12 protein-coding genes are annotated in these 13,411 nt (G+C 29.1%); 3 read left to right on the forward strand and 9 right to left on the reverse strand.

The window, feature by feature from the left end; genetic code table 11:
• Positions 1-106: 106 nt before the first annotated feature.
• From WNY60_RS14930 to WNY60_RS14950, 5 genes are all read right to left on the reverse strand, one after another.
• The gene (locus WNY60_RS14930) at positions 107-676 is read right to left on the reverse strand and encodes a hypothetical protein (protein WP_342862864.1); all 570 of its coding nucleotides are present in this window, start codon (positions 674-676) and stop codon (positions 107-109) included.
• A gap of 129 nt (positions 677-805) precedes the next feature.
• Entirely contained in the window at positions 806-1,150 is a 345-nt protein-coding gene (locus WNY60_RS14935; protein ID WP_145006546.1) for a hypothetical protein, read from the reverse strand.
• 153 nt (positions 1,151-1,303) lie between these two features.
• Positions 1,304-1,915 carry an autotransporter outer membrane beta-barrel domain-containing protein gene (locus tag WNY60_RS14940; protein WP_342862865.1) on the reverse strand — a complete coding sequence of 204 codons (612 nt, stop codon included), beginning with the start codon at positions 1,913-1,915 and terminating at the stop codon, positions 1,304-1,306.
• Between the two features lie 26 nt (positions 1,916-1,941).
• Positions 1,942-2,781 (reverse strand): DUF4412 domain-containing protein, encoded by an 840-nt coding sequence (locus WNY60_RS14945; RefSeq protein ID WP_342862866.1) that lies wholly within the window; start codon positions 2,779-2,781, stop codon positions 1,942-1,944.
• A gap of 22 nt (positions 2,782-2,803) precedes the next feature.
• A complete protein-coding gene (locus WNY60_RS14950; protein ID WP_191099141.1) occupies positions 2,804-3,151 on the reverse strand; it encodes a hypothetical protein in 348 nt (115 codons plus the stop codon).
• 130 nt (positions 3,152-3,281) lie between these two features.
• On the opposite strand from WNY60_RS14950, the gene WNY60_RS14955 reads away from it, so the two are divergent.
• Positions 3,282-3,851: a sigma-70 family RNA polymerase sigma factor gene (locus WNY60_RS14955; RefSeq protein WP_145006559.1), complete on the forward strand. Its 570-nt coding sequence runs from the start codon at positions 3,282-3,284 to the stop codon at positions 3,849-3,851.
• Between the two features lies 1 nt (position 3,852).
• Positions 3,853-4,575, forward strand: a complete 723-nt coding sequence (locus WNY60_RS14960; protein WP_342862867.1) for a hypothetical protein — start codon at positions 3,853-3,855, stop codon at positions 4,573-4,575.
• Here the strand turns inward: WNY60_RS14960 and WNY60_RS14965 are convergent.
• From WNY60_RS14965 to WNY60_RS14980, 4 genes are all read right to left on the reverse strand, one after another.
• The gene (locus tag WNY60_RS14965) at positions 4,572-7,301 is read right to left on the reverse strand and encodes a CHAT domain-containing protein (RefSeq protein ID WP_342862868.1); all 2,730 of its coding nucleotides are present in this window, start codon (positions 7,299-7,301) and stop codon (positions 4,572-4,574) included. The genes WNY60_RS14960 and WNY60_RS14965 overlap by 4 nt on opposite strands.
• Before the next feature lie 5 nt (positions 7,302-7,306).
• A complete protein-coding gene (locus tag WNY60_RS14970) occupies positions 7,307-7,780 on the reverse strand; it encodes a hypothetical protein (RefSeq protein WP_342862869.1) in 474 nt (157 codons plus the stop codon).
• Positions 7,781-7,898: 118 nt separating this feature from the next.
• Positions 7,899-10,325, reverse strand: coding sequence for a ribonuclease HII (locus tag WNY60_RS14975; RefSeq protein WP_342862870.1), 2,427 nt, complete (start codon positions 10,323-10,325; stop codon positions 7,899-7,901).
• Between the two features lie 31 nt (positions 10,326-10,356).
• A complete protein-coding gene (locus WNY60_RS14980; protein WP_145006575.1) occupies positions 10,357-10,956 on the reverse strand; it encodes a ribonuclease HII in 600 nt (199 codons plus the stop codon).
• Positions 10,957-11,101: 145 nt separating this feature from the next.
• Here WNY60_RS14980 and WNY60_RS14985 point away from each other — a divergent pair, with 145 nt between their 5' ends.
• Entirely contained in the window at positions 11,102-13,075 is a 1,974-nt protein-coding gene (locus tag WNY60_RS14985) for a putative porin (RefSeq protein ID WP_342862871.1), read from the forward strand.
• Positions 13,076-13,411: the final 336 nt, after the last annotated feature.

The raw sequence follows: 13,411 nt of genomic DNA on the forward strand, positions 1-13,411 counted from the left end.
AAAAATGGTGTTTGTTTTAAAATACAATGTTACTAAATATAGCCTAAATACAACACAAAAAAACCGAAGACTTTGCTTCGGTTTATTTTGTGATTTGATATTAATATTAGTATTTGATACCATAATAATCACAGACTTCGTAATAGTTGGTAATGTCAACTCCTGCTTGACTTAGTTGATTATAAGTTTGCTGTTTATTGTTGTTTCCAATTCTAGCGCCAGATGAAGATTTTATAATTATAACTTTTAAAAATGTTAGGTCTCCTGCAGAAATATTGTAAAATGATCCTGAAGCATCATTATAATCTAGATCGATGCCTTCTAAATAGTGTATTACGTGTACAGAAAAGTTAAATGCAACACTATCATAAGGACATGGTATTGTAACCCAATAATTAGGACTATCTGTTAAATAGGTAAGTACAACATCATTGTCTAGGACTTCTTGTGTTATTTCTGGTACTGATATAGAGGTGTAGTTACCTGAAAAAGAGGAAGCATCAATAGTAATTGTTTGCACATTAGCGTTTCCGTCCATACCATCTGCTCCGTTAATTCCATCAATACCGTCTGCACCAGCAGGACCATCTGCACCATCTTCTGTTGAGCATGAAAAGTTAAAAGCAACTATAATTGCTAATAGGACAAATTTTGATTTTAATAATAAATGTTTCATTGTGTTTTTGTTTAAATGATTAATAGTTTTTGTTTTCCTATTAATAGATCAAAAATGTAAAGGTTAACATAAGAGATAAAAAAAAGCCGAAAAAAATATTTTTCGGCTTTTAAACTAAATTGACTAATTCTAGCTTTCTTCTTCACCAACAGGCTCGTTTGAGGTTTTAATGCTATTCCATTCTGGGTGAGTAGAATTTAAGTAAGCATACACTGGTTTTTCATTTCTAACCATATCAACATACATTGGCATGTCTTTAAATGGTAAAAATATGGCTCCAACTTTGTTAGCAGGAATATAAGTTGGATCAGGGACAGGACTTGAGTCATGTAAAAAGTACATAATAAATCTGTGGTCTTTGTCATAACAGGTAATGTAACCTTGGATTTTAATTTTTTTACCATTCCATGTTGCAGAATTTTGATAACCCAAAGCCATTTTGTAAGTGTTAACTGTAAATTGTTTTGTTGCCATAATTAAATATGTTTTAAGATTAATAACACTTATTAATGGTATTAGTAAGTAAAGGTTAACACATAGAATAAAAAAAGCCGAAACATTTGCTTCGGCTTTTAAACTAAATTAAATAATGAAAACTCAATCAATCAGTTTTAGGGATATTATCAATTAAAAATATGCAGACAATCCAATACCCAAAAATATGGATGATAAAGTCTCTTTGTACTCTGAAGGTGCATCTTCTGGATTTATGTCTTCCCAAGAATAATTTATTGAAGGTTCAATAGCGACATGATCTCCTAAGAAAAAAGAATAGCCAACACCAACTCTAAATCCAAAGGATGATGCTTTGGTTTCTAACGTTCCTAGTTCGCTAAAATCACTTTCAGTAGATGTTTTTTGAGAGCCAAAACCAACAACAGCTTCGGCAAAAAGACCATTGTCTAAATAATATCTAGCAAAAGGTAATACTGCAAATCCATTGGTTGTGGTTTCTATATCTCCAAAAAACTCATCTTCTTGTTTTTCTTTATTGGTAGTTATGGAAAGCTCTAGTCCAATAGCAAGATTATCTGCTATAAAATAACCTGCTTTTGGTGTAATATTAGTTGTAAAAGCAGTGGCTTTACTATCATTAATTTTTCGGGTTGTATTGTATACTAAAATGCTTCCGTTAGTTAAAAATGTCCCTTTGGTTTTGGCTTGAAAAACGTCTTGAGCTTGGCAGTTTAAGCTTAAAATAATTAATGGTAAAATACTTAGTGTTTTAAAAATGTTCATTTTATTATTGGTTTATAATTAATAGTTTACATTAGTTTTTTATAGTCAGTTGACTTTATGGTTATAGTGGTTTTATCCAAAGCAATACATGTCATTTTTATGGCTTTAGGTTTGCGTTTAGAGGTGTCAACCATATCCATTTCTAGCGTTAGTCCATCTATCATTTTCATCCAAGATTGATTGTTCCCTTTTTTGCTTTTAAGGTTGTACATGGATTTTACAAATGATATACCTGCGTTTTGTGTAATCCAAACAGTACCTTCAATGTCTGGTCCTTTAACTTTAAAAGCTTCACATGTATAGCCCAATATTGTTTTAGTGTTTCCGGTAGCTATTATGCTTATTTTGGATTGATTAATAGCGTCGTTAGTGGAGTCCTCAAAGTTTAAACCCATAGCCATTAGTGTTTTGTCTCCTTTATTGTCCATAAACATATACATGGATTTTTTGTCTATATCCATAACGCTTATCACATCATTCTTACCTGTTTTATCAGGAATACTAGTTCCAAAATAATTTCCAGCATTAGTTAAATAGTACGCTAAGTTTGTTGTGCGTTTGCCATCTTCTATTTGCATGACGTATTTATGAGAAAATGTGTAGGTGTTTGCAGGAGTTTCAGCAGATGTACTAGTGCCAAAAGGTGATTTATTATTACTAGTAGCGGTTTTAGGATCACTACTATTATTAAATGTAGAATCAAAAGCTTTTTCTGTTTCGCGTTCGGTTTTTTGTTCAACTTTCTTTTCTAAAGTTTTTTCAGCAGCTTTTTCTGCTTTTTTAGCTAGTTTTTTCCAGATCTGTGCATTACTTGACGTTGCAAAGCAGCACATTAATATTATTAGTAAGGGTTTTAAAAGTTTCATTGTTTTATTTTTAATGGATTAATTATTCGTCTTTTTTAGCTTCCTTTATTTGTTTTCCAATAGCTTGTCCTAATGAGTCTTTTTGTTTTTGTGTCAAATCTTTAGATATCAAGTAATATTGATTTTTTAGCTCTGTTTTTTGTTTTTCAGGTAAGTCCGATTTTTCTAATAACTCTAAATATCCTATTGCTTTTCCGTTAGCTTTACCATCAAGGTTTTCGCCAAAAAGGCTGGTTAAAGTTTGAGTCCCTTTATCTAAAAAATTGTTAGAGTTAGTAGTAGTGGAATCTTTAGTAGTAGTTTTGTTTTGTCCATGTCCACTAATAGTAAAAGTTAATAGTATCATGATTGTGAATAGCAGCGTTTTCATTTTTTTAAAGTTTTATAATTACGCTTATTAATGTTTTGATTTTAAAAAGGTTAACAGAAGATGCTTTTTATTTTAAAAAAAAGTTAATTTTACTTTTACGTGTTAACCTTTCCTTCAAACCAAGTATTAAATGGCAAATAACCAAGAAGAAATATCGCTTCAAAGTTTAAAACTGGGCTCAGACCAAGCGCTTCAGCAAGTGTATGAAGACAACAGAGATAAGTTTATAAATTTTGCTAGACGTTATAATTTGGATACCGATGACATTATAGATATTTACCAAGATGCTTATATCGTGTTTTATAACAATGTAATGAGTGGTAAAATTGAAAGCTTTACAAGCAGTATTTCTACTTATTTATTTAGTATTGGTAAATACTTAATCTTTGATAAGATGAAAAAAAACAACAAAAAAGTAAGCGCTAATTTTGATTTATCCTTAGTTAAGGATTCTGATGATTTAGTAACTACTTTGGAGGTTGAAAATGAAGCGTTAACCCAAGAGCAAAAGCTACTAAAACAGCACTTTAAAGACTTAGGTAAGCAATGTCAAGAGTTACTTACCTTATTTTATTACAGAGGATTTACCATTAAAGACATTTTAAAACATAGTAATTATAATAGCGAAAACGTTATTAAAAGCGCTAAGTCTAGATGCCTAAAAACCTTAAAACAACGTATTAATAGCAATCCAAAATAACATGGATAAAGAACAACTTTTATATCTATATTTTTCTAATACTTTGACTCCAGAGCAAGAACAGGCGTTTAATAATTTATTAAAAACGGACTCTGAATTTAAAGCGCAATTTGAATTTGAAAATAATATCAAGCAAGTCATTAAGGCAGAACAAAGCGAGATTTTAAAATTAAAACTACAGGGTTTTGAAAAAAAGATAAAGACTGAGCAAAACAATGCCAAATCATGGTTTAATTGGCGCATTGCTGCATCCATTGTCTTTTTTTTAGCAGCTGGTTGGTTTGGTTACGATGCTTTTTTTGGTGTAAATTATGAGGATTTATATGCTAGCAATTATAAAAACTATCCAAACACAGTTTATACTATTACAAGAGGGGAAGATACAAGTAGTCTTGAACGTGAAGCTTTTGTAGCTTATGAAACCGAAGACTATAATTTAGCAATTCAAAAATTTAATAAAATAGAAAATAAACAATCCTACTTTAATTTTTATAAAGCAAATTCGTATTTAGGTTTAGGCGAATTAGATAAAGCAAAAGATTTGTTTAAAATAGAAACAGCAGCAGATGAAGCTGAATTTAAAGCAGAAGCTAATTGGTATTTGGCCTTAATTAATTTGAAACAGCATAATAAAACCGAAGCCACTAAATATTTTGAAACTTTAATTGCAAATTATAATTACAAAAAGGAGGAAGCTAAAACGTTACTTGAAAGTTTAAACTAACTATTTTTCTTTTTTAATAGTATACCTAATATTACTATTAGCAGTATTCCTGCTATAATCCATAACCAATAATGCGTTGAGGTTAAAGGCTCAGTATTTCCAGAAATTACAAATGCAGACCAATAATATGGATGTGATAAGGCATTGTCTTTATTTTGTTTTACAAAAGTTAGCTTAGCTTGCTGTAAGGCTAAGTCTTTAGGTTGTCCTTTTGAAAGGTTTTTGTAAAAATCTGACATTAATGCAGCAGAAGACGCATCGTTAATTTTCCAAAGTGTGCTAGATATACTTTGTGCACCACTAAAGTAAAAGCCTCTTGCTAAACTTAATAATCCTTCTCCACGTTTTAAATTTCCTATTCCGCTCTCGCAAGCAGATAGGGTAACCAAATTGGCATTGAGTTTTAAATTATACAAGTCTTTAGTATACAGATAACCGTTTTGCCTATTTTTAGTGGTAAATGCTAAAAACGAAAACTCAGGAGCTTCATCATTAAAAACAGCATGTGTTGCCAAGTGTAAAATACTATAATTAGTACTTTTAGTATTAAAATTTTGTAAGGTAGCATTGTCATGACTTAATACTTGACCTTTAAAATAATCTGCACAATCTTTTGCTTCTTTTAAGTTATTAGGTAACGCTAGTAATTTGCTGTTGTTAAAACTTGGCGCGAAAGCTAAAAGTTTTCCATTATTAGATTTTTTAGCTTGTAATTGCTGTAATAATGTTGCAGAATTAATGTAACTTATATTATGTTTTTCAAGTAAATAATTGGATTTTTTATCAATTAAAGCAGCAAAAGGTATGTAGTTTAACAATCCATCTGCTATAATTATTAGATTTTGATTTAATTTATTAATAGGAGCTATTATCTTATCGTGTAAACTTTCTAGATTTTTTCTTAACAGCTCTAAATTGGACTTAGGATTGCTAAGCATTTTATATGTTAATTTTATTGAATCATTAAAATTATAATCCAATGTTATTCTCTTAAGTTGTTTTGTGTTTTTAGTTATTCCAAATGCATAGATCGCATTTTCACCATAAAAATAGGAGATAAGCATATCTTTTTTAGATAATAGTTGTTGTGTTTTTTTTAAACTAATCCCTTTTGAATTGTACTTTAAATTAAAGTAATTTTTATAGTTTGACTCTAGACGTTTTAAATAATTAGTATGTTCTAGTTTTAAGTTGGTTAACTCCTCTTTCAAAGTTTCAGTTTTATTAACGTTTAGTTTTTTTTCTAAAGTGGTAATTTTATATTTCAAAACGTCTCCTTCTTCAATTATGTTTTTTGGGATATTTGCATAATTGGTAGCTTTACTACTTAATAATGCTTCTAAAAGTAAAACGCTTTTACTTTTTTCTGCATATAAAAAAGCTTGATCTATATAAGTGTTATTATTGCTTTTGCTATCTAAAGTAAAACAGGCCTCTATACCTGACTCAAATAATGGAAAAGCATTTTCAATAAAAAAAAGTTTGTCATCATTATACCTAAAGGTTGGTCTTAGTTTGTCTAAAATACTAATAGCATAATTTACGGTGTTGATAGTTTCAATAGGATTATTAAGATTGTTTAATGTAATAGCTTTTAGCTTTAATGTTTTTAATAAGTTTATTTGATTAATGCTTGATTTAATAGAATCATTTTCAAATAAATTTATAGCTATATTATAATGGTTTATAGCCTTATTTGGATCATCGTACTTTTGATGCAACTCGCCTATATCAGAATTTGTAATTGCTATATATTGGTTATTTTTATACGATCTAGTGGCTTTTTTTTTGTAAAAATCTAGCGCTTTATCTAATTCATTTAATGCTTTTTCATAGTTGTTTTCATTATCATATATTTCGGAGTATAGTTTATAATAATTTACATTGTACATATGGTTTATGTCTAAATACTGTTTAGCTTTTTTTAGATAAAACTTAGCACTATCAATTTTTTTTAATTGAATGTAATTTTTGGCAATATTAAAACACGAAGACATAATATTGTTTGAGCCACCTTTATTATCGTAGTAGTTTAAAAATTTAAGAAAATAGCTGTTAGATTGTTTATGCTTGTTTTCTTTTTTTAAAACTTCGGCTAGCAAATTATAGTTTGAGTATATCAAATCATTATTTGTACTATCTATTGTTTTTAAAAACCTGATATTTTTATCATACAGTGCTTTAGATAAGGTGTATTTACCTTCGTCAGTATTCATTTTAGCCACATAACTATAAGCTACAGAAAGAAACGTTTTGTTTTTTAAAAGTTGGGAGTTGTCAGCGTTTGCTGTGTTATCAATTATTTTTTGAAAACGATTTTTAGCTGCTTCGTAATTGTTTAAGCGGTAATAATAAAAACCATAATAAAAATTAATATGGTTTTTATATTTAAGACTGTTTTCTAAGGTGTTAAAGTAATTTTGTTGACTATTATATAAGGAGTCAATAGTGAATAAAGTAGATTGTCGTTTGGTAAAATTATTATGGTAAAACGCTGTGTTGTAAATTTCAAAATAATTATCCATTGCATAATTCCAATGCTTATTGATTGCTGCAACTTTAATACTTTGTTTAAAGTAATAATACGCTGAGTCTTGGTTGCTAGTTGCAATATTGATAGCTTTATTACTTAGTTTTTTTATTGTTTTTTCTAAAGCTTGGCTGGACTGTTGTGATAGACTAACTTGAAGTGAAATTAAGCATATAAAAGATAAGATATATTTCATTCATCTTACTTTTTAAACATAACATTATAAGGCTTTTTATTGTTAGTGGTAACTTGTAATTTGTTTGTTCCGTCACATATTGATGATTTCATTTTATTTACCGGAAATACAAGAGTGCTATCTTTTAATGTCGTTAAATCATCAGCTGTAAAAGTTTGAATTGGATTGTCTTTGTTGTCCAATAAGATAATCTTTATGTTTTTAGTGTCCTTGTCAAAACTTATGTATTTAACAGATGGACAACAGTCTGTGAAGGAACTGTCAGGACAAGGTGGAAGAGGATCTCCTCCTCCAATCGCAATAGAGTCGTTAGTTGCAGTGTATGTGCTTCTTTGATCTGTGTTTTGAATATGTATGGTATAAAGCTGTCTTTCGGTTAAAGTGTTTTGTTCAGACAAATCGATTTCAGCTTTATCATTGTTATTACAAGAATTAGCTAACAGAAATAAAGTACATAGGGATATAATTACAGCTTTCATAAAATAGTGTTTGATTTATGTTTACTTAATGTTTTAAGTATCATAAAGTTAACGTTTTAATTGAATAATTTAAATAAATCATCAATTTTTTAGCTGTAATAACCTTTTATTCAGTCACTTAATTTATTTTATAAACCAACACAGAGTTGCTCTCACCTTTTGTCACAAACTCTAGATTATTATCCTTGTCAATATTATCAAGATCTATAGCTGATGTACCGTAAACAGGAAAGTTATCTTGCTGCTTTGCATTACTATCAAATAACATTACTTTTTGAGTTTGCTTATCTGTAGTGGAAACGTATATTTTATTGTTAATTAAAAAAAGTTTTGCAGGCGTATAGCTACCAAAATCTAATTGTAAGGTTTGATCTTTAATATTTAAAGTATTGTCACTTTGTGTAATTAATGTTTTTGTAGTCGCGCTTAAAGTTATGTTTTCTGACAGGTTTGTATTACTTACTGTAACCTTTCCTTTTTGGTCTATAGTTGCTAAGTTACCGTCTTTAGTTGTTGTTATAAAATCCGAGTTATAATTAAAGATAGCTTGATTTGCATAACTAAGTTTTGTTTTAGGAGTCACTCTGGTTTTACCACGTCTGTCTAAAATGTATAATTGGTTGTCTGTTTTAAATAGCAGGTAATCTTTTCGGCCAATTCTAATATGTTGAGGTGGTGTGTTTATAGTTTCTTCTGCTTGTTTAAAGTTGAAACCTTTGACCGTTTTACCTTGACTATCATAAACTAGTACATTTTTGTCTTGTGTTATAAACAAGCGGTATTTTTTGTTATTGTCATAGTCAAAAACAGAAAGAGGTTGCGTAATATCATCATTAAAGGTCATCGGAAACGGTTTTACATCCTCTCCTGTATGATCTAAAACATAAACGCGATTAGCAGTAGCAAACACTAATTGTAAACGTCCATTTTTGTACATGTCAATTTGATTAACAGATCCTAAAATGTGGCCTTTTAATTGTTTTTTCCATAGTATTTTACCACTATTAGATATTAAATATAAGGTGTTGGCTATGTCCTGCACAATTATATCTTTTTGTTTTGTACGATGGTTTTTAACAAACTGAGGGTTAGTAAGTATGTCATTATCTAATTTAATATTAAACATTTCAATAACCGAGTTGTCTGAAACCGATGGTTTACTTTGCTTAATAATGGCATTAAAGTGTGCAAAGTCTATGTCGTAAATAAATTGTAAAGCAGTTGTTTTGTAGTTGTCAAATTTAAAATCAAAATTAGTATTCAAGTTAGTTTTTACTATTTTACTAAGATTAATAGGATTTATAACCTGAAGTATAGATGCTTGATTACTTAAGTTTTTCTTCAAATCTTTGTAATAATCGCGATCATTTATTGTAGTCTGATTTTGGTAATTAACAATTATATTTTCCAGTGCCTCTGTATTAGATGCAAATACTAAAAACTGATTTATTATAAAGTAGTTAGCAGCCTTGTCCAAATTAACAAATGGTTTTAAATAATCGTTAAATAGTCCAGGTTTAGAAAATTTATAAATGCTAATACCTCTAAAGTCTTCAACTTTTTCTTTTTCACTAAGTAAGGCTTCTTGAGTACTAATAATATCAATAGAGTTTAATACAACAGCACTAGTTGTGTCACTGTAAATTTCACCAAATTCTACGATATTATCAAAAAGAGTCGTTTTAGATTTAAGAGTGTCAATTTTATTGAATTTGTTTAAGTTATGACTAAATTTTTTATAATCATTAAAAGTAATACTTAAAAAGCCATCACTATTGGATGGTGTTATTTGTGCTAACTGGTTGTCCTGTGGTAAAGTGTTTTTAAACACGTTTAGCAACTTGTTTGTCGTGTCAGAAGCTTTAGTGATTCCGTTTAAAATTAATTGGTTTTGACCTATTTCTGTATCAAACGTCAAGTAATCCGTAAAGTTTTTAGATAGCACGTTTTTGTTAACAAACATGCTGTTTAAGCCAATTTTGGTGTTTGTGTATACTGAAAACGATGCCTCTTTATCTTGAGTAGCTATTATTTTTTTAATCGAATTTTTGTCAGGTTTACTATTTATTAAGTGTTGCAAATGATCAAGATTATTAGCTCCTATAAGTAGGTTTCCAACTGTAGAAACATAAATTATTTGATTTTTATTTGTGATTTTTTCAGCAGAGAACCCTTTTAACTTTATAGGCTCTCGTTTAATCTTTAAACTATCAAGATTAAAAACAGTATCATTTAATTTAGTAACAAAACTATATTGTAAACTATCCTTTTTATCTTTAAACAGATTGACGTAAACCTTTTGTTTGCTTTTTATTTGGTTTAATAATTCTAGTTTCTCACAAATGTTTTTATAAGACCTTGTGTTAGATAATTGATCTATAAAATGATTATTGGTTATGTTACTTTTAAAGTTTTCTAGATTGTTAATGGTTAATACATAATCTGCTTGACTAAAAATATAATCTTCAATTGTATTTTTGTTAGTAGATTTTTGACAAGATATTATCAAAAAAATAAATAGTAAACAACACCATATATGTTTCATAAAAGTAGAGAGTTTGTGCAAATATAATAAGTTACAATTCTAATTTCAATTGTTCTGGTAACAGCTTAAAAGATTTTCTGTGGTATTTAGTAGGACCGTATTTTCTAATGGCTTCACGATGTTGTTTAGTTGGGTAGCCTTTATTTTGTTTCCAATTGTACATCGGAAACTCTTCATGGATTTTATTCATGTATTCATCTCGATAAGTTTTGGCTAAAACAGACGCTGCAGCAATACTTAAAAATTTACCATCTCCTTTAATTATAGTTTCAAACGGAATGTCTTTATAAGGTTTAAATTTATTTCCATCCACAATAATAAACTCGGGTGTTTTTTTCATGGCTTCAATTGACTTATGCATCGCTAAAATGGAAGCGTTTAATATGTTAATATCATCAATTTCAGCTTCATGGATGTGATAAAAGCCAAAGCACAATGCTTCGTTTTCAATAATTGGTCTTAATAAATCTCTTTTTTTTTCGCTAATTTGTTTAGAGTCGTTCAAAATTTCATTCTTAAAATTAGATTTTAAAATTACAGCAGCAGCAGTAACAGGTCCAGCTAAGCAACCACGACCAGCTTCATCAGTTCCGCATTCTAATTTGTGATTGGTATATTTTAATTTTAGCATTAAATAAAAAAGAAGGTTTGACGTTATATTGTTTCAATTTTGTTCCTTTCTTAACAGAAACCACAAAACCATAAAGATATTTGCTATTTTTGGCAAAAATAAATGATTCAGCTTTTAATTAAAGGTCTAAAATAGTCACCATTTAATGAAAAAAATAATTTTCTCTTTCCTTTTATTCATCATAACTGTTTTTGCTTATGCGCAAAGACCAGTAAAAAAGACTTCAAATAAAGCGATATCTACAGCCCAATCTAATGTTGTTACCGTTCAGGACAGCGTTAAAAAGGGTAGTGTAGGTGCTAAATCAACACAAAAAAAAGAGGCTGTTATTACAGATTATTTGATTATTAATCATTTAAGAGATACTACATATTTAGATACGACCTTAACAATAAATAAAGAGTATAAATACAATTATTTAAGACGTGACGAGTTTGGTTTAATGCCATTTGCTAATATTGGTCAGACTTATAATAGTCTTACTTATAATTTTAACGACACCCATTTAATTCCGGGATTTGGTGCAAAAGCAAAGCATTTTAACTACTTAGATGCAGAGGACATCAATTATTATCATGTGCCGACACCACTAACAGAACTTTATTTTAAAACTGCCTTAACCCAAGGACAGCAATTAGATGCGTTTTTTACTACCAATACGTCAAAACAGTTTAATTTATCAATTGGATATAAAGGCGTTAGGTCTTTAGGTATATATCAAAACTCATTAACTAGCTCAGGAAATCTTAGGATGACAGCAAGTTATAAAACAAAAAATAGGCGTTATATTTTAAATACACATTTTACCTCTCAGGATTTATTAACTCAAGAAAATGGAGGGTTAAAAGATGACAACCTTGCGTTTTTTGAATCTGGAGACCCTGATTTTGACGACAGAGGAGTGTTAGAAGTAAATTTTGAAAATGCAGAAAATCTACTTTTAGGCAAACGATTTTATTTAAATCATAGCTACGATTTTATTAGACCTAAGGATTCTTTAAGTTCAAACAGTCTTCAATTAGCACATGTAATGACACTTGAGGATAAGATTTATACATTCGATCAATCAGCAGCCAATACCGATTATTTTGGAGAAGCCTTCCGTACCTCAAGTTTAAAGGATAGGACAGAGCTAGAGCAATTTACAAACCAATTACAATTAAACTACAAAAATGGTACATTAGGTAATCTTCAGTTTAATGCAACTCATAATAACTATAACTATGGGTATGATAAAATTGTAGCACTTAATTCAGGAACTATAACTAATAGGTTAATTGGAGATGTAGTCTCAATAGGAGCAAAATATAATAAGCAGTACAAAGGTTTTAATTTAAATGGTAACGCAGGATTAAATGTAACAGGAGATTTTGACGGAAACTATATTTCAGGGACAGCATCTTATCAATTAAATAGTGACCTTAAAATATTAGCTAATATCAATCACTCATCCATAGCTCCAAATTTTAACACATTGCTTTTTCAAAGTGATTATAAAAATTATAACTGGAGTAATCAATTTAATAATATTAAATCACAGCAATTACTTTTTAATATAGATTCCAAAAAATATGCGAATCTAACGGTAGATCTAAATACAATAAATGATTATGTATATTTCTCAAAAAATGAAGATGGCAATGTTAAACCATACCAAAATAGCGATGCGATTACCTATTTAAAACTCAAACTTCAAAAAGAAATCAGGTATAAAAATTTCGCTTTAGACAATACAGTGTTATATCAAAACGTCCAAGATAACTCCAATGTCTTAAACGTCCCTCAGATAGTAACCCGCAATACACTATACTATTCAAATCAAGTATTCAAAAAAGCAATGTTTTTGCAAACCGGAATAATATTCAATTATTTCAGTTCATATAATATGAATAGTTATGACCCTTTATTAGCCGAGTTCTATACTCAAAATCAAGAAAAGTTCGGAGGATTCCCAAGGCTAGACTTTTTTGTCAACGCAAAAATTAGACAAACTAGAATATTTTTAAAAGCCGAACATTTTAATTCTGCCTTCACTGCAAAAGATTATTATTCGGCAGCCAATCAACCATATCGTGATTTTACAATTCGATTTGGTTTAGTCTGGAATTTCTTTCTATAGCATAATGTTGGCGTTACCCAAAGGGTCGGGCTATCACTACTCGCTTTTTTTTAGCGCACAGTTTTTACTATTTATTACAATACATTTTATGGATTAATTAATTTACTACTTAATATAGGTACGTATCAAAAAAAAAGAGCTCAAACATACCGTTCTATCCCTAACGCGCTGCTTAACAGTAAACAAATTAAATAGTGTCAATATTACTTGTTTATCAATAAGCTTAAGATTAAAAAATAATTAAAAAAAATATTAGACTATAACCTGTTAGCAATAAGGCATTAAAGGTTTGTATTAAAATAAAATTAAAAAAAGATTAAAAAAAGGGTTGTGGGA

It is taken from the genome of Olleya sp. AS48 (assembly GCF_038900355.1).
Lineage (GTDB): Bacteria > Bacteroidota > Bacteroidia > Flavobacteriales > Flavobacteriaceae > Olleya.

What these genes read in the sequence shown, in the direction of transcription:
- WNY60_RS14930 (WP_342862864.1), bottom strand. Translation starts at nt 676, where the DNA reads ATGAAACATTTATTATTAAAATCAAAATTTGTCCTATTAGCAATTATA.
- WNY60_RS14935 (WP_145006546.1), bottom strand. Translation starts at nt 1,150, where the DNA reads ATGGCAACAAAACAATTTACAGTTAACACTTACAAAATGGCTTTGGGT.
- WNY60_RS14940 (WP_342862865.1), bottom strand. Translation starts at nt 1,915, where the DNA reads ATGAACATTTTTAAAACACTAAGTATTTTACCATTAATTATTTTAAGC.
- WNY60_RS14945 (WP_342862866.1), bottom strand. Translation starts at nt 2,781, where the DNA reads ATGAAACTTTTAAAACCCTTACTAATAATATTAATGTGCTGCTTTGCA.
- WNY60_RS14950 (WP_191099141.1), bottom strand. Translation starts at nt 3,151, where the DNA reads ATGAAAACGCTGCTATTCACAATCATGATACTATTAACTTTTACTATT.
- WNY60_RS14955 (WP_145006559.1), top strand. Translation starts at nt 3,282, where the DNA reads ATGGCAAATAACCAAGAAGAAATATCGCTTCAAAGTTTAAAACTGGGC.
- WNY60_RS14960 (WP_342862867.1), top strand. Translation starts at nt 3,853, where the DNA reads ATGGATAAAGAACAACTTTTATATCTATATTTTTCTAATACTTTGACT.
- WNY60_RS14965 (WP_342862868.1), bottom strand. Translation starts at nt 7,301, where the DNA reads ATGAAATATATCTTATCTTTTATATGCTTAATTTCACTTCAAGTTAGT.
- WNY60_RS14970 (WP_342862869.1), bottom strand. Translation starts at nt 7,780, where the DNA reads ATGAAAGCTGTAATTATATCCCTATGTACTTTATTTCTGTTAGCTAAT.
- WNY60_RS14975 (WP_342862870.1), bottom strand. Translation starts at nt 10,325, where the DNA reads ATGAAACATATATGGTGTTGTTTACTATTTATTTTTTTGATAATATCT.
- WNY60_RS14980 (WP_145006575.1), bottom strand. Translation starts at nt 10,956, where the DNA reads ATGCTAAAATTAAAATATACCAATCACAAATTAGAATGCGGAACTGAT.
- WNY60_RS14985 (WP_342862871.1), top strand. Translation starts at nt 11,102, where the DNA reads ATGAAAAAAATAATTTTCTCTTTCCTTTTATTCATCATAACTGTTTTT.